Raw genomic sequence first — 23,342 nt, 5'->3', positions numbered from 1 at the left:
TTAAAAGCATATCTCCTTACCGGGGTATGCTTTTTTTTTGATCTATCAATTAATAGTTATACAATAAATCAATTATGATTCAATTCGAATATTGGTGGCTCCTTGTTATCCCCTTCTTCTTTGCGCTGGGGTGGATAGCCGCTCGCATAGATATTAAACAGCTCATGAAAGAATCTACGAGCCTTCCTGCGACCTACTTTAAAGGTCTTAACTACCTCATTACTAACCAATATGAAAAAGCAGTTAATGCTTTTATGGATGCGGTTCGAATTAACAATGAATCTCTTGAGTTGCACTTTGCTTTAGGGAGCATCTTAAGACGAATAGGTCATATAGATCGCGCTATTAATATGCACCTAGATTTATTAGAAAATCGAGACCTTAATCCAGCACAAGAAGAGTCTGTAAAAGCAGAGCTCGCGCAAGATTATCTTAAAGCCGGCTTATTTGATCGCGCTGAAGAATTATTCCTAAAATTAGAATCTGGCAAATATAAACAATATGCATCTAATGCACTGTTGGAAATTTATGTAAAAGAACGCGAATGGCAAAATGCAATTAAGATGGCAACGAAATTAGAAAAAGAATCAGGCGTCTCATTTAGATTACAAATTAGCCATTACCATTGCGAGATTGCGCTTAATGCGATTCTAGATAAAGACAAGAAGTCAGCGTCTAAATCACTGAATGATGCGCTTAACGCTCATAAAAAATGTGTTCGTGCAAATATCTTACTCGGTGACTTAGATGCAGAAGATGGCGAACACAATAAAGCGATCAATTATTGGAAAAAAATTGAGTTTCAAGACCCAGAGTCTCTAGGTCTTGTAGCATCTAAAATACTTAATTCGTTTGAAAAACTCAAAAAACCTGAAGAAGGTTTATCGCTTTTAAATCTGTATTTTGAAAATTACAAATTAAGATCATTGCTAAATGTGATCTATGAAGCGACATTAAAATTAGAAGGCTTTGAAATGGCGGAAGAGCTTGCACGAAAAGAGCTTATAAGAAAACCAAGCCTTCAAGCCTTAGATCAATTATTTCAAGCACGCGCTATGAATAGCAAACATAAGGAACAAGATATTCAACTTATTCAACAAACTGTTCGAAATGCTATTGGTAATAGACGATTATTTACATGCAGCGGCTGTGGATTTAAAGCTAAACAGCATCATTGGCAATGTCCTGCTTGTAATGCTTGGGAAGCGCTTCCATCAGAACCAACAGAGATGAATGAAATTAGTTGATGGCAGCAGCTCATAAAGTTACTGTAGCACTTGATTATGCAAATCTCGCAGATGCAAAATCATTAGTTTCGAAACTAAATCCAGAATATTGCAATCTTAAAGTCGGTAAAGAATTATTTACTGCAACCGGCCCTGCCTTCATTGAATATCTGCATAGTAAAAATTTCAAAGTATTCCTTGATCTTAAATTTCATGACATTCCTACCACAGTTAAAAAAGCATGTGAGGCTGCAAGTCAGTTAGGGGTATGGATGATCAACGTTCATGCTTCAGGCGGAAGTAAGATGTTGGAGGCTGCTTTAGAAGGAGTAAGTAAAGCTAAGCAATCCCCTCTTCTCATTGCGGTAACTGTATTAACAAGTATGGAGCAAAAAACTTTAGAAGAAATTGGTGTATCTAGAAATTTAGAAGACCAGGTATTGCGCCTTGCGAAGTTAGCTGAAAAAAGTGGACTTAATGGCATTGTTTGCTCAGCAAAAGATTTAGCATTTCTAAAAAATCACTTTAACTCATTATTTTTATTTGTAACACCAGGTATAAGAATGACGGGTGATGTTGCGGATGACCAGATAAGAACTATGACACCTTCTGATGCTATAAAGGCTGGATCTAGTCACTTAGTGATCGGAAGGCCCATTACTCAATCAGATGATCCATTAAAAACTTTAGAAAAGATTTACTTCGAAATTAACCAAAGTTAATTATTTAATACGCATCCCAGGTTTAGCGCCTTGATCTGGATATAAAACAAACGGTCCTTCTGATTCATTACTTGCGGCTAACACCATACCTTCGGATAAACCAAATTTCATTTGTCTAGGCTTTAAATTAGCAACCATCACAGTTAATTTTCCAACAAGCTGGTCAGGATTATACTTAGACTTGATACCTGCAAAAACTTGTCTTGGTCGACCATCATTAAGATCGAGAGTTAGCTTAAGAAGACTGTCTGCGCCTTCTACGAAAGAGGCTTCTTTAATCAGCGCGACCCTTAAATCAATCTTCATAAAATCATCAATCGAAATAGTTGACTGATCAGCTTCTACTTTTTTCGGGGCTTCAGTTTGTTTGTCTAGCGATTCTTTGTTTGATTCAATCATCATGTCGATATCTTTCTTTTCAACTCTAGTTAATATGTGTTGGTACTCATTGACAGTAATATCTTTCTTATCAATATCTTTAAACGACGCAAATTCTTTTTCATTAAAGAATATTGCGATATCTTTCGTGAGCTTTGGAAGTATTGGCGTGAGGTAAATAGAAAGTCTTCTAAAGGCTTCAAGACTTCGGCTGCATATAATATGTAACTCTGAGCCAGGTTTATGCTGCGCATCATCTTTTGCGAGCGTCCAAGGCGCTTTTGTATTCACGTACTCATTTGTAATATCTGCTACACGCATTATTTCACGAACCGCACGACCATACTCTCTGGACTCGAAGCAATTTTTAACTTCATTTTCTATATCTTTGCATTTTTGCGTAATAGAAATATGCTCTTGATCAGTTTTTGAATCATCAAGAAAAAGTTTGCCTTCAAAATACTTATGAATAAATCCTGATGTTCGACTTGCGATATTAATAAACTTACCTACAAGGTCACTATTAACCCGAGATAGGAAGTCATCCAAATTAAGATCAATGTCTTCCATTGTGCTATTTAACTTAGCTGCATAATAATATCTAAGATAATCTGGATTTTTAATATGATCTAAATAACTTCGGGCAGTAATAAAAGTGCCACGCGATTTAGACATCTTCTCCGCATTCACTGTGAGAAAACCGTGCGCAAAAATCTTAGTAGGTTTTCTGTAGCCTGAAAATTCTAAGGTTGCAGGCCAAAATAGCGCATGAAAATAAAGAATATCTTTTCCAATAAAATGATAGAGCTCAGTTTTTGAATCCGCATTCCAGAACTCGTCAAAATTTATTTTCTTATCTTCACAAAGTTTTTTAAAGCTAGCCATGTAACCAATGGGGGCATCAAGCCATACATAAAAATATTTGCCTGGTGCATCTGGAATTTCAAACCCAAAATAAGGTGCATCTCTCGAGATATCCCAATCCGCTAAGCCCGATTTAAACCACTCTTTCATTTTATTGGCCGCTTCTTGTTGAAGCGTTCCAGAAGATGTCCAGTCGGCTAAAAATGTTTCGCACTCTGATAGTTTGAAGAAGTAATGCTCCGTTTCTTTTCTGACGGGCACAGCACCTGAGACAGAGGATGTAGGGTTAATCAATTCTGTAGGTGCATATGTGGCACCACAAACTTCGCATGAATCCCCATATTGATCTTTGGCGTGACACTTTGGACATTCACCTTTAATAAAGCGATCAGGCAAAAACATTTCTTTCGCTGGATCGTAAAATTGCTCTATCGTTTTCGTATAAATCTTATTGTTCTGTTTAAGTTTTTTATAAACAATATGAGATAGCTCAAGATTTTCAGGGGAGTTTGTAGAATAAAAATTATCGAAATTTACAAAGAAATCAGAAAAATCTTTTGAATGTTCGACATGGACTTTTTTTATAAGCGCTTCCGGCGTAATGCCTTCTTTTTCAGCCCTAAGCATAATAGGAGTTCCATGGGTATCATCCGCGCATACATAGTATGCTTCATGGCCTTGCATCTTTTGAAATCTCACCCAAATATCAGTTTGGATATACTCTACTAAATGGCCCAAATGAATGCTTCCATTCGCGTAAGGCAGAGCTGATGTAATTAAGATCTTTCGCATGAATTGAGAAACTTTATGGATTTGACTAAGTCCCTATTCTATCAAATGACGCCTTAACTAAGATAGGTTAAAATTACTGCCTCATGGCTTACTCAGAAGAACAAATAAAAGATCTATTAAAGGATGTTGTTGATCCAAATACAAACGACAGCTTCATTAATGATAAATCTATTAAGAGCATTTCCATTAAGGATAATGATCTTAATATCAAAGTCGTGCTTGGCTACCCTGCCAAAAGCCAACTGAATGAGGTCAAGAATTTAATTACCACTCAAATTCAAAAAACACTGCCCAAAATTAATTTAAACATTGAGGTTGATTTCAAGATTACCTCCCATGCAGCACAAAAAGGTATCGCACTTATTCCTGGCGTTAAAAATATTATTGCTGTCGCCTCAGGCAAAGGTGGTGTTGGAAAATCTACAACTGCAGTCAATCTCGCTCTCGCTTTATCGGCTGAAGGTGCGCGCGTTGGTATTTTAGATGCTGATATTTATGGCCCAAGCCAGCCACAAATGTTAGGGATATATACGAAACCAGAAAGTAAAGATGGGAAGTCTATGGAGCCCGTTATGGCTCACAACATTCAAGCTATGTCGATTGGGTTTCTTGTAGACACAGAAACACCTATGGTCTGGCGCGGCCCTATGGTCACAAGCACGCTTGAGCAGCTCTTAAAAGAAACAAGGTGGGATAATCTTGATTACCTTGTCGTCGATTTGCCGCCAGGTACCGGTGATATTCAGCTTACCTTATCTCAAAAAGTGCCTGTAACAGGAGCTATTATCGTCACAACACCTCAAGATATTGCGCTTCTAGATGCTAGACGAGGATTAAAAATGTTTGAAAAAGTAAATATTCCAATTATTGGTATTGTAGAAAATATGGCCATGCATACTTGTTCAAAATGTGGCAATGAGGAGCATATCTTTGGATCGGGTGGCGCTGAAAAAATGTGTAAAGATTATGGCGTCTCTCTTTTAGGAAGCTTGCCTTTAGATATTAAGATTAGGGAACAATCTGATAACGGTAACCCAACGGTAGTAGCGGAACCTGAAAGTAGTGCTGCAAAAACCTATAAGAAAATTGCTCGACTAACAGCAATTAAGGTATCTAAACTTGCTCAAGATTACAGCAATAAGTTCCCAAATATTGTGATTCAAAAAACCTAACTTACGTTAAAGCAAAATACATCTACGCCATTATCGCAAGTGACTGTGCTTGCAGGTATGGCATCCCCAGCCTTCCATTGATTTATCGCCGTTTGTTTTTCTTTTCCACTGACTAAGAAAAGTACAGATTTAGATCGGCTTAAGCGCGCGGGCGACATCGATATTCTTAATGGAGGCGGTTTAGGCGCATCAAAGACCGCTAAAGCATCTAAATTGTTATCCCAGCTATGCCCAGGAAATAAGCTTGCTGTATGGGCGTCTTCGCCAAGCCCTAAAAGAACCAAATCAAAATCACCTAGTTTGCTTAATGTTTGATTGTATAAATGAGCACCTTCAACCGGCCCTAGTTCAGCGGGGATAACGTGAATATTTTGTTCAGGGATATCGACATGATTAAGCCACGCTTCAAATGCCATAGTGCTATTTCGCTCTTGGTGACCCGACTCTAAACAGCGCTCGTCGCCAAAATAGATCTGCCATTTATGCCAGTCTGTGCTGATGTTTTTAAGCAGGGTGTAGACGTTTTTAGGCGTCGACCCTCCTGCCAATACTAGATGAAATTGACCTCTTGCTTCAATTGAAGACTCGGAGAGTGATTCAACCCTCGCCATAGCAGCTCGATCAAGGGAAACCTGGCTCTCAAATGACTGCCATTTAATATTTTTCAAATTCATGAAAATCTTTCAAAATAATGAAGATTTTATATCGAAATCAATTCCTTGAAGGGGCTTGCGTTTGATATAATTTAACTTGTATCGCACTTTAAACTAATTTGCTTTAATCCAAAAGATTAAGTAAGGACAAATCTTCCATAAAAAGGTAAAAAAATGAAATTAGCAATGATTGGTCTCGGAAAAATGGGTGGCAATATGGCTACTCGCCTCGTTCAAAAAGGTATTTCAGTTGTAGGCTTTGACCGAAGTGCAGAAGTTGTAAAAACGCTAGAAGAAAAAGCAAAGATTATTGGTGCAACTTCAGTTGCTGATGCTTTAACAAAATTAGATGGTCAAAAAATCGTATGGCTTATGGTGCCAGCAGGCAACCCTACCGAAGAACAAATCAATGAACTCATCCCCATGCTCAATAAAGGCGATATTATTATTGATGGCGGTAATTCAAATTACAAAGATTCTCAGCGTATCGGTAAATTCCTTGAAGAAAAAGGTATTGGCTTTATGGATTGTGGAACATCAGGTGGCGTTTGGGGTTTAGCAAACGGTTACTGCTTAATGGTGGGTGCAAAACAAGAAGTTGCAGCAACAATAAAACCTATTCTCCAAGCACTAGCGCACGAAGATCGTGGCTGGGCTCATGTAGGCCCTGTAGGTTCAGGTCACTTTACTAAAATGATTCACAACGGTATCGAATACGGCATGATGGAATCATTCGCTGAAGGCCTTGAACTCCTTAAAGGAAAAAGCGAATTTAAACTTGATTTAGCGCAAATTACAGAATTATGGAAACATGGTTCAGTTGTTAGAAGTTGGTTATTAGATTTAACTGCAGATGCGCTCAAGGAAGATCAAACACTTGATGAAGTTGCTCCTTATGTAGCCGACTCAGGCGAAGGTAGATGGACTGTTGTTGAATCCATTGAACAAGGTATTCCAACGCCTGTGCTTACACTTGCATTGCAAGTAAGATTCAGAAGCCAAGAAAAACAAGGTTATGGTTATAGATTGCTATCAGTTATGCGTAATGCATTTGGTGGTCATGCAGTAAAAAAATCTAAATAACTTTTATACAATCTCAAATTATCTATGACAAAAATTGATGACTGCACCCTAGTCCTCTTCGGTGCAAGCGGAAACCTTTCTAGAATAAAACTTATTCCAGGTCTTTTTAGGCTTGACTCTCTTGGCAGACTCCCTGAAAAAATGAAAATTCTTTCTGTCGGTAGATCTGATGTTAAAGAATCAGCATGGCGAGATGACATTAAGTCGATGCTTGATATTAAATTTAAAAAAAATTACGACGCAAAAGTATTTGACCGTTTCATTGCTAGAAATTTTTATCACGCAAATCCTCCTGATGATGAAAATGCTTTTAAACGTCTTAGCGAAAGACTTTCTGATGCGTCAACTTTCCCACAAAATCTAGCTTTCTTTTTATCTGTTAGACCGTCTGACTTTGCATCTATTGTGGATTTACTTGCAAGCGTTGGCTTAACAGATGAAACCAAAGCCTGGCGTCGTGTTGTCATTGAAAAACCATTTGGTACCAACTTAGAAACAGCACAAGCTCTCCAAAAATCAATCACTAAACATTTAAAAGAAACACAAATTTATCGTATCGATCATTATCTTGGTAAATCTGCATTACAAAATATTCTGCTCACCCGTTTTGCAAACCATATATTTGATCCTCTTTGGACGCATGAGCATATTGATCATATCCAAATTACTAATAACGAAACGCTAGGTGTCGGCGAAAGAACGCAATTTTACGATGCAACAGGTGCCCTAAGAGATATGATTCAAAGTCATCTGATGCAAATGCTTGCATTAACTACGATGGAAATGCCCGAAACATTAAGCCCTGAAAACATTCGCGCTGAAAAAATAAAAGTACTCGAATCGATTACACCTATTCCGCTTGGTGAGCTTAAAAAACATACCTTTAGGGCGCAGTATGGACGGGGAAAAATCAACGGTGAGGAAGTCAAAGGTTACCTAGAAGAATTAGGAAATCCGGCAAGTGTGGTTGAAACTTATGCGGCACTCAAGTTCTACATCAACACGCCTCGATGGAAGGGTGTACCTATCTATGTCAGAACAGCAAAACGTCTTCATGCATCCGATACTGCTATTGCTATTAAATTTAAAAAAGCACCCCTTTCGCTTCCTGTTCAAGCAGACAACTGGCTCGTTATTAGTATTCAACCTAAAGAATTTACCCGCTTTGAAATCCAAACGAAAATTCCAGGACTCGATACTAAGGTAAGAACAGTAGCGATGGATGCTCCCAATAGAATTACAGGGGATGAGAGTGTAGATGCTTACGAGTCACTTCTCCTTAACCTTATGCAAGGTGATCAATCGCTATACCTTCATATTAACGAAGTAGAGGCGTCTTGGAGACTCCTTGATCCAGTCATTAAAGCCTGGAATGAAGATAAGAGCCCAGTCTTTACCTACCCTGCTGGAAGTGCAGATCCTGCTGAATCCAAAATCATTTTTGATAAGCCTGAACAATTTTGGCGTCAGAGTATTGAAATCGGTGAAAATAAGCTCTAAAGTAATGAAAATTTAAATCATTGGAAATCCCGTAGCGTCAAGATTGTGCAAACGGGATTTTTCTTTTTTGAGACAAGAAAATTATGACGATAAAATCAGATAAATGGATAAGAAAAATGGCTGAAGAACATGGCATGATTGAGCCATTTGAGCCTAAGCTTATTCGCGAAAAAGATAATCAAAAAATTGTATCTTATGGCGCATCGAGTTATGGGTACGACATCCGTTGTGCTAATGAATTTAAAGTTTTCACTAACATCAATAGCACTATTGTGGATCCAAAAAATTTCGATCCTAATTCATTTGTTGAATTTAACGGGGATTATTGCATCATTCCTCCAAACTCATTCGCACTTGCAAGAACAGTTGAATATTTCAGAATACCCAGAAGCGTTCTCACTATATGTTTAGGTAAATCAACATACGCTAGATGCGGCATTATTGTGAATGTCACCCCCTTCGAACCAGAATGGGAAGGTTATGTCACTTTAGAATTTAGTAATACAACACCCCTTCCTGCAAAAATTTATGCAGGCGAAGGTTGCGCTCAAGTGCTATTCTTTGAGTCCGATGAAGTATGTGAAACATCCTACAAGGATCGTGGTGGAAAGTACCAAGGCCAAGTAGGTGTAACATTACCTAAAATATAAAGGGTTCATATGAAATTTAACTTCCCCGTCGTCATTATTGATGAAGACTTTAAATCCGAAAATTCGTCTGGTCTTGGTATTAGAGTTTTAGCAAAAGCGATTGAGGAAGAAAATTTTGAGGTGCTAGGAGTTACAAGTTATGGTGACTTAACTTCATTTGCACAACAGCAAAGCCGAGCATCTGCATTTATTCTATCTATTGATGATGAAGAATTTGTCGAAGAAAATCAAACTGCACTACAGCAATTAAAAAGCTTCGTAGATGAAATCAGATATCGTAACGAAGAAATTCCAATATTTCTTCACGGTGAAACCAGAACGAGCCGTCACATTCCTAATGAAATTTTAAGAGAGTTAAATGGCTTTATTCATATGCACGAAGATACGCCAGAATTCGTGGCGCGTTATATCGTTCGAGAAGCAAGAACTTACCTAGACAGCTTACCCCCGCCATTTTTTAAAGCGTTGACGCATTATGCAGGTGACGGCTCCTACTCTTGGCATTGCCCTGGGCACTCTGGCGGCGTCGCTTTTCTCAAATCGCCCGTCGGTCAAATGTTTCATCAATTCTTCGGTGAAAATATGCTTCGCGCGGACGTATGCAACGCAGTTGATGAGTTAGGTCAGTTACTCGACCATACAGGACCGGTAGGCGCTTCAGAAAGAAATGCAGCGCGCATCTATAACTGTGATCATCTCTACTTTGTGACAAACGGCACATCAACATCAAACAAGATGGTGTGGCATTCAACTGTTGCACCAGGTGATATTGTGATTGTTGATCGTAATTGCCATAAATCAGTGCTGCATTCTATTATTATGACAGGCGCTATTCCAATCTTCTTAATGCCCACTCGAAATCACTTTGGCATTATTGGACCTATTCCTAAAAAGGAATTCGAATGGAAAAATATTCAAGATAAAATTCAAAAGAATCCATTCATCACCAACAAAAAAGATAAGCCTCGTGTATTAACAATTACCCAATCAACATATGATGGCATTCTTTATAACGTTGAAGAAATTAAAGAAATGTTAGATGGAAAAATTGACACACTACATTTCGATGAAGCTTGGTTACCTCATGCAACGTTCCATGATTTTTATGGTGACTATCATGCGATTGGTGCTGATCGTCCCCGCTGTAAAGACAGCTTAGTCTTTTCAACACAATCTACACACAAACTTTTGGCAGGGTTAAGTCAGGCATCGCAAATTCTCGTTCAGGATGCAGAAAAAAATAAACTCGATCGAGAAGTCTTTAATGAATCATTCCTTATGCATAGCTCTACCAGTCCACAATATTCAATTATTGCGAGTTGCGATGTTGCAGCGGCAATGATGGAGGAGCCTGGAGGTAAAGCTCTTGTAGAAGAGTCACTTATGGAAGCGTTAGACTTTAGACGCGCGATGCGAAAAGTAGATATTGAATGGGGATCTGACTGGTGGTTTAAAGTTTGGGGTCCTAACGACCTATCAGATGAAGGTCTCGAAGATAGAGATGCTTGGATGTTAAATGCTAATGACCATTGGCATGGCTTTGGAGATCTCGCAGATGGCTTCAATATGCTCGACCCTATTAAAGCAACCATTATCACCCCAGGACTTAATGTAGATGGCGAGTTTTCTGAAGAGTTTGGTATACCCGCATCTATTGTTACGAAGTATTTGGCAGAACATGGCGTAATTGTAGAAAAAACTGGCCTCTACTCATTCTTTATTATGTTTACTATCGGTATTACTAAGGGTCGTTGGAATACGCTTGTGGCTGCCCTTCAGCAATTCAAAGACGATTACGACAAGAATCAACCTTTGTGGAAAGTGTTGCCTGAGTTTATTCAGAAACAGCCAAGTTATGAGCGCATCGGTCTTAGAGATCTATGCACGGAAATTCATGAAATTTACAAAAAACATAATATCGCAAGACTTACAACAGAAATGTATCTCTCAGATATGGTGCCCGCAATGAAACCTACAGAAGCTTTTGCAAAAATGGCCCATAAAGAAATTGAGCGTGTCGCGATTGATGATCTAGAAGGTAGAATTACTGCGGTGCTCCTCACCCCATACCCACCTGGCATTCCACTTTTGATTCCTGGCGAGCGCTTTAATAATATTATTGTGAATTATTTAAAGTTTGCGCGAGATTTTAATGAAAAATTTCCTGGATTCGAAACAGACAACCACGGATTAGTTAAACAAAAGATTGATGGCAAAGCACACTACTTTGTAGACTGCGTTTCTATTTAGTATTTTTTTGGTAGCTTACAAAAGAGAACTCAAGACCATCTTCTGTCGCATGGTCTTCTCTGGAAATTTCACTCCATTTTGATTTATCAATCTCAGGGAAAAAGGCATCCCCTGAAAAACTTTTCTTAATCTCAGTAATATACAAATGATCCACTTGGTTTAGTGCTTGTTTGTATATATCTGCTCCGCCAATCACAAACACTTCCTTATCATTCTTTGAGATAGAAATAGCGTCTTCAATACTATGGGCAACTTCGGCACCCTCATAAGAAGTTTCAGTATTTCGACTAATTACTATATTTCGTCTGTGAGGAAGAGGACGACCAATGGACTGGTATGTTTTTCGGCCCATGATAATGGTATGACCTGTTGTTAAAGATTTGAAATACTTTAGATCTTCAGTTAAATGCCATGGCAGGGTATTGTTGACACCAATGACATGGTTAGAGCTCATCGCAACAATAATAGATAACTTAGACACTAGACTGCTACAGGCGCTTTAATTGCAGGATCAGGATCATAATTTTCTAAAACAAAATCTTCGAATTTAAAATCAAATATACTTTTAACTTCAGGATTAATTTTCATACGAGGTAAAGTTTTAGGTGTTCTTGATAATTGTTCATTCACTTGGTCCATATGATTAGAATAAATATGCGCATCACCTAATGTGTGGACAAAATCACCAAGCTCTAATGAGCATACTTGAGCTACCATCATTGTAAGAAGTGCGTAAGACGCTATATTGAAAGGTACGCCCAGGAATATATCTGCACTTCTCTGATAAAGCTGACAGGATAACTTGCCATTCGAAACATAAAATTGGAAAAATGCATGGCAAGGAGGCAATTTCATTTTAGAAATTTCCGAAACGTTCCAAGCAGATACAATTAATCTTCTTGAGTCTGGATTCTTTTTAATCGATTCAATAAGATCGGTTATTTGATCAATATGCTTCCCATCTGAGGAAGGCCAGCTTCTCCATTGGTAGCCGTAGACAGGGCCTAGATTACCATTTTCATCAGCCCATTCATCCCAAATACTGACACCATGATCTTTTAAATACTTGATATTTGTGCTGCCACTTAAAAACCATAAAAGCTCATGAATAATCGACTTTAGATGGACTTTTTTAGTGGTAAGAAGAGGAAAGCCTTGTGATAAGTCATAACGCATTTGATAGCCAAACACAGAAATAGTCCCTGTGCCTGTTCGATCATGTTTGACGTCGCCATGATTTTTAACGTGATTAAGTAAATCTAAATATTGCTTCATGATCTTAAACGTTTTGCCTTATAAATGTTTTAACAAGATCTACTTGATTATCAAAAACTTTAAATTTTTGTGGGAGATCTTCTAAATGCTTTAATGATTCCGGTCTTTCAGGTTTTTGACCTATGGCTTCTACAATAGAATCTTCAAATTTAGTAGGCAACGCTGTCTCAAGAACAATCATTGGGACATTGTCGTCTGTATGTTCATAAGCTGCTTTAAAACCATCTGCCGTATGTGTATCGATAACAATTTTATATTGGTTAAAGATTTCTTTAATATAGTGAATACGTTCTTTGTGAGTACTTGAGGAAGATGTAAAACCAAAAGCTTGAATTTTTTCGAAGATACCTTCTTGGTTTAGATCAAAATTACCGCCTTGATCAATTGACTTCCATAACGCATTTAATTTTTTACTATCACGTCCCAGTAAATCGAAAATAAAACGTTCAAAATTAGACGCTTTGGATATATCCATCGAAGGGCTTGATGTGTGGAAAGTATTCTTTGAATCCCGAGGCTTATATACACCTGTCTTAAAAAATTCATCTAAAACATTATTTTCATTTGTAGCAACCACAAGCCTCTTAATAGGTAGACCCATCATGCGAGCAATATGGCCTGCACAGATATTACCAAAGTTACCTGTGGGCACTGTAAAGCTAACTTCTTCATTATTTTTGGCAACAGCGAGGTAACCTTTAAAGTAATAAACGATCTGCGCTAAAATTCTGCCCCAATTAATTGAATTCACAGCTCCAATTTTAAAATCTCTTTTGAAATCTAAGTCATTAGATACAGCTTTTACAATATCCTGGCAGTCATCAAAAACACCTTTGACGCTTAAATTAAAAATATTAGGGTCTTGAATACTAAACATCTGGGCAGACTGAAAACGACTCATCTTTTGATAAGGTGACAACATAAAGACATTGATACCTTTTTTGCCTCGCATTGCATACTCCGCAGCTGAACCTGTATCTCCGGAAGTTGCTCCTAAAATATTAATTTCAGCGTTATTTTTTGTGAGTACATACTCAAAAAGATTGCCGAGTAATTGCATTGCAATATCTTTAAATGCGAGCGTTGGTCCATTCGAAAGTGAAAGAATATAAAGATTATCTTTAACTTTTAAAATTGGCGTAATGTCTTCAGCTTTTTGTTCTGACCTTGAAAACGCATATACTTCTTTTGTATATGTTTTATTGATAATCGTCTTTAAATCATCTTTCGGGATGTCATCTGCAAATTTAGAAATAATATGAAAGGCAAGCTCAGGATAGGTCATGCTTTGCATGCTATTTAAATCTTGCGATGAAAATTTTGGATACGTCTCTGGCAGGTACAAGCCACCGTCAGGAGCAAGACCTCCTAATAAAATCTCTGAAAAGGAAAGTGGTTCTGACCGGCCGCGCGTTGAAATATATTTCATAAAACCTTTATTTGCTAAGCTCTTCTAATCTAATTTTAATAACTTTACCAATGGTGGCTGACAAGGATTCAATAGCGAGAATTACAGTATTGATATCTTTTTCAACAGCTAAGTGACTGAGTATGACGATATCTGCCTCAGATTCATGTTCTTTAGATTCCTTTTGAAGCATTGCATCAATTGAAATTTTCTTATCGCCGAATAATTTTGTAATTTCAGCTAGCACACCTGGTTTATCTGAAACTCTAATTCTTAAATAATAACCGCTGATTGCATCTTCAATTTTATAGATAGGAATCGAATTAATCTTATTGTCTTCAAATCCATGAGGTGGCACATGAGATGATCTAGAAATATCAATAAGATCAGCTACTACGGCACTTGCTGTTGGAAGCGCACCAGCGCCAGCGCCATAATAAAGTGTTGGTCCAACCATATTGCCTTTAACCACGATGGCATTCATTGCGCCATTTACATTGGCAATCAAACGTTTTTCTGGGATTAATGTTGGGTGCACTCTTAATTCAATGCCTTTGTCTCTGCTTTTAGCAATACCTAATAATTTAATGCGATAGCCTAATTCTTCTGCGTACTGAATATCTTTTTGCTCAAGCGCTTTAATACCTTCCACATAAACATCTTTAAAATTCATAGGAATACCGAAAGACAAACCAGCAAGAATTGTTAACTTATGGGCAGCATCAATACCTTCAATATCAAATGTAGGGTCTGCTTCCGCATAACCTAAAGATTGAGCTTCAGATAAAGCTTTAGCAAAAGTAACACCCTTTTCTTGCATCTCGGTCAAAATAAAATTTGTAGTGCCATTAATAATGCCTGCCACCCACTCGATTTTATTTCCAGCTAAACCTTCTCTGATTGATTTTAATATAGGTATGCCGCCAGCAACTGAAGCTTCAAAAGCTAAAGTGACATTATTTTTTTTGGCTAATGCAAAGAGTTCATTTCCAAAATTTGCTAGCAATGCCTTATTGGCTGTTACGACATGTTTTTTGTTTTCAATGGCTTTTACAACCAAATCTTTTGCGATGGTTGTACCGCCAATAAGCTCAACAATGACATCAATCTCTTTATCAGCGACTAATTTAAATGGATCGTCAGTCACTTCAATAGCGCTTCCTGCAATTTCTTTTGCACGCACAATGTTCTTGTCTGCAACAGCAACAATTTTCATATCAGTCGCAGTCTTGCGCTGTATTTCGTTAATGTTTGATTTTAGAAGTTCAAATACACCACCACCGACTGTGCCAATACCCAATAAACCTATATTCATTCTTTTCATCGGCTATGACTTTCTAGTTCGCAGTATTTTTTTTAAAGTTTTCAAGATAATTTGCAATACGCTTAATTGACTCTTTAAGATCATCTTCATTGGGTAAGAATACAATTCTTATATGATCGGGATCTTTCCAGTTAAATCCTGTGCCTTGAACTAATAAAACTTTTTTATCAATTAATAATTTTAAAATAAATTCTTGATCATCTTTTATTGGATATATCTTTGGGTCTAATTTAGGAAATAGATACATCGCAGCTTCTGGCTTAACACAAGTTACACCAGGTATAGACACAAGCATGTCGTATGCAAGTTCTCTTTGCTTAAAAAGTCGTCCTGAAGGTGCTACGAGATCATCAATACTTTGATATCCGCCCAAAGCGGTTTGAATGGCAAGCTGTCCAGGTACGTTCGCACATAAACGCATGGAAGCTAACATATTAAGGCCTTCAATATAATCCCCAGATTCTTTTTTGTTTCCAGACACGACCAACCATCCTGCACGATAACCACATGCGCGATAGTTTTTTGATAAGCCATTCAATGTCACAAAAAGAAGATCGTCTGCAAGGGATGCGATCGAAATATGTTTCTTTTTGTCATAAACCACTTTGTCGTAAATCTCATCTGCAAAAACAACAAGCTTATGTTTCCTTGCAATCTGAATAATGCCCTCTAAAATTTCTTTTGGATAAAGCGCGCCTGTTGGATTGTTAGGATTAATAACTAAGATCGCTTTTGTTTTGCTTGTAATTTTACTTTCGATATCTTTAAGATCAGGATACCAATTAGAAGCTTCATCACATAAATAATGTCTAGGTTTTCCGCCTGCCAACGTCACAGCCGCAGTCCATAGTGGGTAATCTGGCATTGGGATTAATACTTCATCATCGTTGTCTAACAATGCCTGCATCGACATCACGATAAGCTCTGAAACGCCATTACCAATAATCACATCATCAACATCCACATTTGGAATGTTTTTTTCCTGCGTGTAATGCATGATAGATTTTCTAGGCTCAAAAAGCCCCTTGCTATCTGTATAGCCGGATGCTTTACCCATATTACGAATAACGTCTTGCACAATCTCTTCGGGCGCCTCAAATCCAAAGGCTGCTGGATTACCAATATTAAGCTTGATAATGCGATGACCCTCTTCTTCCATTTTTTTAGCGTGCGCTAAAACAGGTCCGCGAATGTCATAACAGACGTTATTTAATTTCGTTGATTTTTTAAGCTGAGCCAATTTAATTACCTATATTTGAATATATGATATCTTACCTTGTGAACGCGCATTCCGCCAACAAATGAGAGGGTTTTGATTTAATTTATTTCTTTAAAAACACGATGTTATGAAATTTCACTTAATTCAATCTGACAATAAAAATCTCATTACGGGGTACGATTTAAACTGGGTGGAAGTTAACCAAGTGCGTCATCAATCAAGTCTTATTGTGACCCCTGATCAACTGCTTCTTGAATGGTCGGTCAAAACCATTAAAGATATCAACGAGAATAGTTTTGAAGCTATCAAATCTTTAGATATTGAAATTATTTTATTGGGTACTGGCAATACTCAAGAACATCTTGAGCCCAGACTCTTGGAATATTTTTCAAAGAAAAATATAGCTATTGAATCTATGAGCAATCAATCCGCATGCAGAACCTACAATATTTTGGCAAACGAAGAGCGTAAAGTATTACTTGCGCTTATGCTTTAAAGATTTTTTGTTGAAAATACAAGACACGCATTTGTACCGCCGAAACCGAAGCTATTTGAAATAGCTGTTTTCACTTCAATATTATCAATACGCTTTGTCACAATAGGAAGGCCATTCGCTAAAGGATCTAATTCTTCGATATTGACTGATGGCGCAATAAATTTATTTTCCATCATGATAAGACTGTAGATCGCTTCATTGACGCCGGCTGCACCTAATGCGTGGCCAGATAAAGATTTCGTCGACGCAATATGTGGCATAGGGCCATATTTATTATCCCCAAATACAGCACGAATTGCTTCAAGTTCTTTGACATCACCCACAGGGGTGCTTGTGCCATGTGTATTCATGTAATCGACATGGTCGATTCCTTGAAGTGCAAGCGTCATACATCGCTCAGCACCTTCGCCGCTTGGTGCCACCATATCATAACCATCAGATGTCGCACCGTAACCTACGACTTCTGCATAAATTTTTGCATTGCGCGCTTTTGCATGCTCATATTCTTCTAGAACTAAAATACCGCCGCCACCTGAGATGACAAAACCATCGCGATTCACATCATAGGTACGCGAGGCTTTTTCTGGAGTTTCATTGTATTTACTTGAAAGAGCCCCCATACCATCAAACATGAAAGAAAGTGTCCAGTGCTCTTCTTCAGCGCCACCTGCAAAAATAATATCTTGTTTACCTAGTTGAATTTGTTCAACGCCTGCACCAATACAATGTGCGCTTGTTGAGCATGCAGAAGTAATCGCATAGTTCACACCTTTAATTTTGGCACCTGTGGCAAGACATGCTGAAACGCCACTCGCCATCGCTTTAGTCACCATGTAAGGGCCTACACGTCGAATACCTTTTTCTCGAATAGTATCTATGCCGTCTAGAATACTTTCATGAGAAGCGCCGCCTGCGCCCACAATCAAACCGGTACGTATATTTGAGACCATAGTTTCGGACAAGTCTGAATCTGCGATGGCTTCTTGCATAGCAAGCCATGCATAAGCGTGACCTTTCGCCATAAAGCGGAATAATTTACGATCGATTAATTCTTCAAGATTAAGATTTTTGATGGAGCCTGCAACATGTGAGCGTAATCCCATGGCAGCATAATCTGGCTGAAATGTAATGCCAGAACGAGCATGATATAAGCTATCTTGAACTTCTTTTTTATTATTACCTAGGCTAGATACAATCCCTAATCCAGTAACAACAACACGACGGGTCATGCGTCGCCTCCCATTAAATAACGATCAAAAATTGTCAGTACGCGTAAATAAACCGACACGCAAATCTTTAGCTTGGTAAATCTCTCGGCCATCGACTGACATTTTAGCATCAGCAATACCCATAATGAGTTTACGCATAATTACTCTTTTTAAATCAATAACATAGGTAATTTTTTTAGCAGTAGGTAATACTTGGCCTGTAAACTTAATTTCTCCGCCGCCTAGTGCACGGCCCCGACCTAAGCCGCCTTTCCATCCTAGATAAAAACCAACCAACTGCCACATTGCATCGAGTCCAAGGCAGCCCGGCATCACAGGATCACCCTCAAAATGACAACCAAAAAACCAAAGGTCTTTATTGACATCTAGTTCAGCAATAATCTGTCCATTGCCATATTCGCCACCCTCATCTGTAATGGCAACGATACGATCGAACATAAGCATAGGAGGTAATGGAAGTTGAGCATTTCCTGGCCCAAACATCTCCCCTCGACCACAAGACAAAAGCTCTTCTTTTGTATAGCTATTTTTTTTAGACATTGAATTTATAAGCAGTTGATAATAAAAATTGTGGAAAATGTTCTTTGATAATTCAACTATTTTATCGTGTTTTTATCTATTTACCCTGATAAATTATTACGCTACTATGAAAGTCATAGTAAAACACTCAACAAACAATTTCATCTATTAGGGATTCCATATGAGCGACCAAAATCTGGCCGACTGGAGAAAGCTTGCAGTCAAACTTGAAACAGAAATTAATAAAGTCATTGTAGGACAAGAGAGTCCTGTAAGGCTTATTACTACTTCAATTTTTGCACGTGGTCACGTTCTGCTAGAAGGTGATGTGGGTGTTGGAAAAACAACACTACTTAAAGCTTTCACGCGCGCCATTGGTGGCGGCTATCAACGTATTGAAGGTACGATTGATCTTATGCCAAACGATCTTATTTATCACACCTATCTTGGTGAAGATGGTAAGCCCCATGTAAGCCCCGGCCCTATTTTGATGTCAGGCAGTGATCTATCTATTTTCTTCTTTAATGAAATTAACCGAGCAAGGCCACAAGTGCATTCATTGCTCTTAAGAATCATGGCAGAGAAAACATTGTCTGCATTTAATAAAGAACACTACTTCCCACATATGGTGGTATTCGCGGATCGAAACCAAGTAGAACGCGAAGAAACATTTGAGATTCCCTCTGCAGCCCGAGATCGCTTCATGATGGAAATACCTATTCTTATTCCAAAAGCAGATGAGATGATGAAAGACCTCGTCTTTGAAACTAAATTTCATAATGCAGATAAGCTCATTGAGGAAGTGAAACCTGATTTGATTAAATTCAATAAGCTCAATGAACTTTCAGAAACGATTCAAGAAAATGTTAAAGCGACTGAAGCATTAAAAAATTATGCATTGCGCTTATGGAAAGCTACAAAAAATCCAGGCGATTATGGCATCAAGCTATCCGATATTGATATGAACCGATTGATCGTATCAGGCGCGAGTCCGCGCGGCATGAGTATGATGATGAAAGCTGCGCGTGTAAATGCATGGCTTAATGATCGCACATCCGTAACCCCTGCAGATATCCATGCCGTATTCCACGAAACCATTGCACATCGACTCGTATTTAATCCTGTTTATGAAATGCGAAGAACTGTGATTGCTCGCGATTTAACGAATGGTATTCTAAACGCTATCAACGCACCTTAAAGAACATGACACAAGCCGCTCCATTATTTGATTACCACATCGGGTGGAAATCTAAAGGCAAACATCCTGGTCGCCATAAAAGCAACCAGAGAGGGATGGGTATTGAGTTTGCGGGTCACACAACACTCCTCTCTTATCCTGATCCAAGGCGCATTGATATTCGTCAATCGATTCGAGATCCTTTAGGTGAGATTCACGTCAAAATATTCAATCAGCGAAGTGCAACACCCGTCATGATTGTGTGTGACTTATCTGCCAGTATGAATTTTGGTGGAAAAAATAAAAAAATTAATCTTGCAGCCGAAGTTGCTCAATCGATTGCACATTCAGTGATTGACCGTCACGATGCGCTAGGGCTTGTAGGTTTTGATGATGAAATTAGAGAGGATTGGTTAGCGCCTATTTCATTTAGATCGCAACATGCCATGACGCTCATCCATGACCTTAAAAAATTTACATCCACAAATAAATCAAACCGAGCCATTAAAGATCTTTACCAATACATGCCGCGCGAGCGCGCACTTATTTTCTTCATTTCAGACTTTCATATACCAGAAGTTGAATTGGAAAATTGTTTATCGAATCTTATGAGGCATCACGTGGTTCCTATTGTGCTGTGGGACAAGAAAGAATATATCAACCTACCTAATTTTGGCATTGTGACTATTACCGATCCTGAGAGCGGCAAAAAGGACACGCTTTTCTTAAGAAAAGAATTAAAAGAAAAAATTGTAGATTCGTTTGAAAAAAGACGTGCGGCGATTACAAAAGCTTTTATGAATTTTGATATCCCACCTTTTTTTGTAGATGAGCATTTCGATGCAAATAAAATGACTGAATACTTTAATCAATTTGTAGGCGCCTAAGGTTATGAAATATCTTATTTCCTTCTGGATGCTTTTACTGTCAACCTCAAGTTTTGCGCTAGATGCTCAAGAATGGCCTGATATTAAAGAGGGTATCGTATCTATCAAAATCAAAGAGCCTTTACAGCAAGTCGGTTATACGATTGGTGATAAATCTTCAAGACATATTGAAATCACTATTAAAAAACCTTATGTGCTTATCAAAGAGTCTCTCCCCATTCCTGGCTATGAAAGAAAATACAAGGGTCAAGATTTGGGCATTATTTTAGATACTATGGAGCATGTGTTAAAAGAAGGTAAAACATCAACAACATTAACGCTTGATCTCACTTACCAAATCTTTACCAATAACGTGGTCGCTAAGCCAGGATTTTTACCCGCTGAATATATTCGAGTCTTAAATCCTAATAGCCCTGAAAAGAAAGTATTTAAATATAGAATCCCTGAACGTCGAATCGCAATTTCCCCACTTTCTATATTTGGTAATGTCAAAATCGAAGAAGATATGAGCCCTCTCCGAGGTGTCATTTTAATAGACGAAGCAGGCCCCATTAAAACCTTAAAAATTTCTGGCATCATTGCGCTTCTCTCATTAATCGGCCTCCTTTATATTTATAGTCAATATGCTTGGCTACCTAATGCGCGGGGTGTATTTGCAAGAACACATCGCACCATTAGTAAACTCAAAGCCACACCTGCTTCTGTTGAAAAAGCGATGACAGATATGCATCGCGCATTCGATCTTGTGACAGGAAAAACACTATTTAAAGACACGCTATCTCTTCTTTACGCAAAAAATAATTCTTTTGAAAATATCGACGCGGAACTTCGAGAGTTTTTTAAGCTTTCAACGCTCGTATTTTTTAATGCTTCATCAAAAAAACAGGACAACGAAGCAATACTCAAATGGCTGAAGAATTTCTCGAAGCATTGTCGAGATTGTGAAAGAAAACTGATCGTCGATAAAAGCTCACTTGTGGAAGGTATTGCTAAATGACGCTTTCATTTCCATGGGTGTTATGGTTTTTACCCTTAGCATTTATTCCGCTAATTTTTAAAGAGACTTCTCTTCAATATTATTCATGGAATGAAATGATTCCAAAAGACCGTCTCTCAAGCATCATTGCAATCATTTTAAAATTTATTGCCACACTCATTCTAATTACAATTATCGTAGGATTGAGCGGTCCCCACTCTCAACAAAGAGAAATTGAAAAAACAGGGATAGGCGCTCAAATTGGTTTGGTATTAGACCGAAGTGCCAGTATGGATGATCCCTTTGCAGGGAAGGATGAATCAAAAGTAGGCGAAATGAAATCTGCAGCGGCGGCAAGATTGATTACAGATTTTGTAAACTCAAGAAAAAACGACATGATGGGTATGGTTTCTTTTAGTAACTCTGCGATGTATGTTTTACCATTAACAGACAATAAAAATGCAATCATTGCAGCGGTCAGAGCCACGGCTGGAAACGCATTATTTCAAACCAATATAGGAAGTGGACTGACGACAGGCGCAGAATTATTTAACAAGGTACCAGACTCAGGCTCAAGAGCTGTGATCTTACTTTCAGATGGTGCTGGACGTATTGATGCTGCGACTCAAGAAAAAATTAAAGATTGGTTTGGCCGACTTAAAATTAGTCTTTATTGGATTGTATTAAGACAGCCTGGTGGTATCAGTATTTTTAACACATCATTCAAAGCAAGAGATGATGATGCGCTACCCCCTCAAATCGAATTAAATGAATTCTTTAAGTCACTTAACTCACCCTTCCAAGCTTATGAAGCTGAAGATCCTAAAACACTCCAAAAAGCGATCGAAGATATTAATCAAAAAGAAAAGAAACCAATTAAATATTTCGAAAAAATTCCTGGGCAAGATTATTCAACACATTGCTTTGTCACGGCTGCACTTTTAATGATTGCTTTACTTACACTTAAACTGATAGAGGTAAGGTCATGGCTTTAATCACAAAAAATATTTTTAGCACCAAAAAACTTACTTGGCTTTTTGTTGCACTTCTTATCACCTCTCTCGGTATATTTATTAAACAATTTATCGAGTTAAAAAATATTCAAGTATTTAATCAAAACATTTCAGAAGGTAAGTCGCCTCGTATGTTCATCAATAGTTTTGAGGCTCGTTATGCAACAGCTTACTGGCTCACGACTAAAGAAAGATATAAGGAAGCAGGTATTCTTTTTTCAAATCTTTTACCTGTGGCTACTCAGTCACAGAAAGCAGACATTCATTATAATGTCGGCAATATTTTCTTTAAACGTGCATTAGCGATCAATGGAACAGATATGACCGTAAAGAATGAAACTGAGTATTTATTTAGGCAAGCAAAAGCAGCTTATATGCTCTCAATTAAAATAGATAACCATGCGTGGGATGTGAAACATAATCTCGATCGTGTCCTGATGATATTACCTGCCAACCCAACACCAGGTATTGGCGACTCGGATTCACCTGGACTGATTCTGGGGAATATTCCCGTAGGCTTACCTTAAGT

Annotated in this window: 22 protein-coding genes; 13 read left to right on the top strand and 9 right to left on the bottom strand. The window is 38.1% G+C overall.

Going from position 1 to position 23,342, the window contains the following annotated elements; all coding sequences use genetic code 11:
- The first annotated feature begins 74 nt into the window (after positions 1 to 74).
- Positions 75 to 1,247: a lipopolysaccharide assembly protein LapB gene (gene lapB / locus FIT70_RS02965; RefSeq protein WP_189340874.1), complete on the top strand. Its 1,173-nt coding sequence runs from the start codon at positions 75 to 77 to the stop codon at positions 1,245 to 1,247.
- Positions 1,247 to 1,948: an orotidine-5'-phosphate decarboxylase gene (pyrF, locus tag FIT70_RS02960; protein ID WP_139875553.1), complete on the top strand. Its 702-nt coding sequence runs from the start codon at positions 1,247 to 1,249 to the stop codon at positions 1,946 to 1,948. The genes lapB and pyrF overlap by 1 nt, the downstream gene beginning before the upstream one ends.
- Here pyrF and metG read toward each other — a convergent pair whose 3' ends face one another.
- The gene (gene metG, locus FIT70_RS02955) at positions 1,949 to 3,982 is read right to left on the bottom strand and encodes a methionine--tRNA ligase (RefSeq protein ID WP_139930566.1); all 2,034 of its coding nucleotides are present in this window, start codon (positions 3,980 to 3,982) and stop codon (positions 1,949 to 1,951) included.
- 83 nt (positions 3,983 to 4,065) lie between these two features.
- On the opposite strand from metG, the gene apbC reads away from it, so the two are divergent.
- Positions 4,066 to 5,154, top strand: coding sequence for an iron-sulfur cluster carrier protein ApbC (gene apbC / locus FIT70_RS02950; protein WP_139930565.1), 1,089 nt, complete (start codon positions 4,066 to 4,068; stop codon positions 5,152 to 5,154).
- On the opposite strand, the gene pgl is transcribed toward apbC, so the two are convergent.
- Positions 5,151 to 5,828 (bottom strand): 6-phosphogluconolactonase, encoded by a 678-nt coding sequence (gene pgl / locus FIT70_RS02945; protein ID WP_139930563.1) that lies wholly within the window; start codon positions 5,826 to 5,828, stop codon positions 5,151 to 5,153. The genes apbC and pgl overlap by 4 nt on opposite strands.
- A 153-nt stretch (positions 5,829 to 5,981) precedes the next feature.
- Between pgl and gnd the strand changes: the two genes are divergently transcribed.
- From gnd to FIT70_RS02925, 4 genes are all read left to right on the top strand, one after another.
- A complete protein-coding gene (gene gnd / locus FIT70_RS02940) occupies positions 5,982 to 6,890 on the top strand; it encodes a phosphogluconate dehydrogenase (NAD(+)-dependent, decarboxylating) (protein ID WP_139930561.1) in 909 nt (302 codons plus the stop codon).
- A 24-nt stretch (positions 6,891 to 6,914) separates the two neighbouring features.
- Entirely contained in the window at positions 6,915 to 8,390 is a 1,476-nt protein-coding gene (zwf, locus tag FIT70_RS02935) for a glucose-6-phosphate dehydrogenase (RefSeq protein WP_139930559.1), read from the top strand.
- A gap of 83 nt (positions 8,391 to 8,473) precedes the next feature.
- A complete protein-coding gene (gene dcd / locus FIT70_RS02930) occupies positions 8,474 to 9,040 on the top strand; it encodes a dCTP deaminase (protein WP_028817874.1) in 567 nt (188 codons plus the stop codon).
- A 9-nt stretch (positions 9,041 to 9,049) separates the two neighbouring features.
- Positions 9,050 to 11,290: an arginine/lysine/ornithine decarboxylase gene (locus FIT70_RS02925; RefSeq protein WP_028817873.1), complete on the top strand. Its 2,241-nt coding sequence runs from the start codon at positions 9,050 to 9,052 to the stop codon at positions 11,288 to 11,290.
- On the opposite strand, the gene FIT70_RS02920 is transcribed toward FIT70_RS02925, so the two are convergent.
- Genes FIT70_RS02920 through FIT70_RS02900 form a run of 5 tightly spaced genes read right to left on the bottom strand, consistent with a single transcriptional unit; the run spans position 11,283 to position 16,537 of the window.
- Positions 11,283 to 11,771, bottom strand: a complete 489-nt coding sequence (locus tag FIT70_RS02920) for a dihydrofolate reductase (RefSeq protein WP_028817872.1) — start codon at positions 11,769 to 11,771, stop codon at positions 11,283 to 11,285. The genes FIT70_RS02925 and FIT70_RS02920 overlap by 8 nt on opposite strands.
- Entirely contained in the window at positions 11,771 to 12,565 is a 795-nt protein-coding gene (locus FIT70_RS02915) for a thymidylate synthase (RefSeq protein WP_028817871.1), read from the bottom strand. The genes FIT70_RS02920 and FIT70_RS02915 overlap by 1 nt, the downstream gene beginning before the upstream one ends.
- 4 nt (positions 12,566 to 12,569) lie before the next feature.
- Positions 12,570 to 13,994 (bottom strand): threonine synthase, encoded by a 1,425-nt coding sequence (gene thrC / locus FIT70_RS02910; RefSeq protein ID WP_139930557.1) that lies wholly within the window; start codon positions 13,992 to 13,994, stop codon positions 12,570 to 12,572.
- A gap of 7 nt (positions 13,995 to 14,001) precedes the next feature.
- The gene (locus FIT70_RS02905; protein ID WP_139879450.1) at positions 14,002 to 15,297 is read right to left on the bottom strand and encodes a homoserine dehydrogenase; all 1,296 of its coding nucleotides are present in this window, start codon (positions 15,295 to 15,297) and stop codon (positions 14,002 to 14,004) included.
- Between the two features lie 13 nt (positions 15,298 to 15,310).
- Positions 15,311 to 16,537, bottom strand: a complete 1,227-nt coding sequence (locus tag FIT70_RS02900) for a pyridoxal phosphate-dependent aminotransferase (RefSeq protein WP_028817868.1) — start codon at positions 16,535 to 16,537, stop codon at positions 15,311 to 15,313.
- A 106-nt stretch (positions 16,538 to 16,643) separates the two neighbouring features.
- Here FIT70_RS02900 and FIT70_RS02895 point away from each other — a divergent pair, with 106 nt between their 5' ends.
- Positions 16,644 to 17,012: an Mth938-like domain-containing protein gene (locus FIT70_RS02895; protein ID WP_028817867.1), complete on the top strand. Its 369-nt coding sequence runs from the start codon at positions 16,644 to 16,646 to the stop codon at positions 17,010 to 17,012.
- Here the strand turns inward: FIT70_RS02895 and fabB are convergent.
- The gene (fabB, locus tag FIT70_RS02890) at positions 17,009 to 18,241 is read right to left on the bottom strand and encodes a beta-ketoacyl-ACP synthase I (protein ID WP_139930555.1); all 1,233 of its coding nucleotides are present in this window, start codon (positions 18,239 to 18,241) and stop codon (positions 17,009 to 17,011) included. The two genes, FIT70_RS02895 and fabB, sit on opposite strands and share 4 nt — an antisense overlap.
- 24 nt (positions 18,242 to 18,265) lie before the next feature.
- On the bottom strand, positions 18,266 to 18,781 hold the full coding sequence (gene fabA / locus FIT70_RS02885; protein WP_139930553.1) for a 3-hydroxyacyl-[acyl-carrier-protein] dehydratase FabA: 516 nt from the start codon (positions 18,779 to 18,781) through the stop codon (positions 18,266 to 18,268).
- Between the two features lie 160 nt (positions 18,782 to 18,941).
- Between fabA and FIT70_RS02880 the strand changes: the two genes are divergently transcribed.
- From FIT70_RS02880 to FIT70_RS02860, 5 genes are read left to right on the top strand one after another with little or no spacing between them, the layout of a single operon-like run.
- On the top strand, positions 18,942 to 19,958 hold the full coding sequence (locus tag FIT70_RS02880; RefSeq protein WP_139874443.1) for an AAA family ATPase: 1,017 nt from the start codon (positions 18,942 to 18,944) through the stop codon (positions 19,956 to 19,958).
- 5 nt (positions 19,959 to 19,963) lie between these two features.
- Positions 19,964 to 20,824, top strand: coding sequence for a DUF58 domain-containing protein (locus tag FIT70_RS02875; RefSeq protein WP_139930551.1), 861 nt, complete (start codon positions 19,964 to 19,966; stop codon positions 20,822 to 20,824).
- A gap of 4 nt (positions 20,825 to 20,828) precedes the next feature.
- Complete coding sequence (locus FIT70_RS02870; protein WP_139930550.1) at positions 20,829 to 21,821, top strand: hypothetical protein; 993 nt, start codon at positions 20,829 to 20,831, stop codon at positions 21,819 to 21,821.
- Positions 21,818 to 22,795 (top strand): vWA domain-containing protein, encoded by a 978-nt coding sequence (locus FIT70_RS02865; RefSeq protein ID WP_139930548.1) that lies wholly within the window; start codon positions 21,818 to 21,820, stop codon positions 22,793 to 22,795. Before FIT70_RS02870 ends, FIT70_RS02865 begins: the two co-directional genes overlap by 4 nt.
- Complete coding sequence (locus FIT70_RS02860) at positions 22,786 to 23,340, top strand: hypothetical protein (RefSeq protein ID WP_028817860.1); 555 nt, start codon at positions 22,786 to 22,788, stop codon at positions 23,338 to 23,340. Before FIT70_RS02865 ends, FIT70_RS02860 begins: the two co-directional genes overlap by 10 nt.
- The last annotated feature ends 2 nt before the right edge of the window (positions 23,341 to 23,342 follow it).

Origin of the sequence: Candidatus Methylopumilus universalis, from assembly GCF_006364435.1 — a bacterium.
In the GTDB taxonomy this organism is placed as follows: domain Bacteria; phylum Pseudomonadota; class Gammaproteobacteria; order Burkholderiales; family Methylophilaceae; genus Methylopumilus; species Methylopumilus universalis.
This window is presented reverse-complemented; position numbering and strand designations above follow the sequence as displayed.

Bases quoted from the DNA above. Each gene is read 5' to 3' on its own strand.
- pyrF (WP_139875553.1), top strand. From the start codon at position 1,247: ATGGCAGCAGCTCATAAAGTTACTGTAGCACTTGATTATGCAAATCTC.
- lapB (WP_189340874.1), top strand. From the start codon at position 75: ATGATTCAATTCGAATATTGGTGGCTCCTTGTTATCCCCTTCTTCTTT.
- FIT70_RS02870 (WP_139930550.1), top strand. From the start codon at position 20,829: ATGAAATATCTTATTTCCTTCTGGATGCTTTTACTGTCAACCTCAAGT.
- fabA (WP_139930553.1), bottom strand. From the start codon at position 18,781: ATGTCTAAAAAAAATAGCTATACAAAAGAAGAGCTTTTGTCTTGTGGT.
- FIT70_RS02880 (WP_139874443.1), top strand. From the start codon at position 18,942: ATGAGCGACCAAAATCTGGCCGACTGGAGAAAGCTTGCAGTCAAACTT.
- FIT70_RS02925 (WP_028817873.1), top strand. From the start codon at position 9,050: ATGAAATTTAACTTCCCCGTCGTCATTATTGATGAAGACTTTAAATCC.
- FIT70_RS02895 (WP_028817867.1), top strand. From the start codon at position 16,644: ATGAAATTTCACTTAATTCAATCTGACAATAAAAATCTCATTACGGGG.
- apbC (WP_139930565.1), top strand. From the start codon at position 4,066: ATGGCTTACTCAGAAGAACAAATAAAAGATCTATTAAAGGATGTTGTT.
- pgl (WP_139930563.1), bottom strand. From the start codon at position 5,828: ATGAATTTGAAAAATATTAAATGGCAGTCATTTGAGAGCCAGGTTTCC.
- FIT70_RS02915 (WP_028817871.1), bottom strand. From the start codon at position 12,565: ATGAAGCAATATTTAGATTTACTTAATCACGTTAAAAATCATGGCGAC.
- fabB (WP_139930555.1), bottom strand. From the start codon at position 18,241: ATGACCCGTCGTGTTGTTGTTACTGGATTAGGGATTGTATCTAGCCTA.
- FIT70_RS02875 (WP_139930551.1), top strand. From the start codon at position 19,964: ATGACACAAGCCGCTCCATTATTTGATTACCACATCGGGTGGAAATCT.
- zwf (WP_139930559.1), top strand. From the start codon at position 6,915: ATGACAAAAATTGATGACTGCACCCTAGTCCTCTTCGGTGCAAGCGGA.
- dcd (WP_028817874.1), top strand. From the start codon at position 8,474: ATGACGATAAAATCAGATAAATGGATAAGAAAAATGGCTGAAGAACAT.
- thrC (WP_139930557.1), bottom strand. From the start codon at position 13,994: ATGAAATATATTTCAACGCGCGGCCGGTCAGAACCACTTTCCTTTTCA.
- FIT70_RS02905 (WP_139879450.1), bottom strand. From the start codon at position 15,297: ATGAAAAGAATGAATATAGGTTTATTGGGTATTGGCACAGTCGGTGGT.
- gnd (WP_139930561.1), top strand. From the start codon at position 5,982: ATGAAATTAGCAATGATTGGTCTCGGAAAAATGGGTGGCAATATGGCT.
- FIT70_RS02865 (WP_139930548.1), top strand. From the start codon at position 21,818: ATGACGCTTTCATTTCCATGGGTGTTATGGTTTTTACCCTTAGCATTT.
- FIT70_RS02860 (WP_028817860.1), top strand. From the start codon at position 22,786: ATGGCTTTAATCACAAAAAATATTTTTAGCACCAAAAAACTTACTTGG.
- metG (WP_139930566.1), bottom strand. From the start codon at position 3,982: ATGCGAAAGATCTTAATTACATCAGCTCTGCCTTACGCGAATGGAAGC.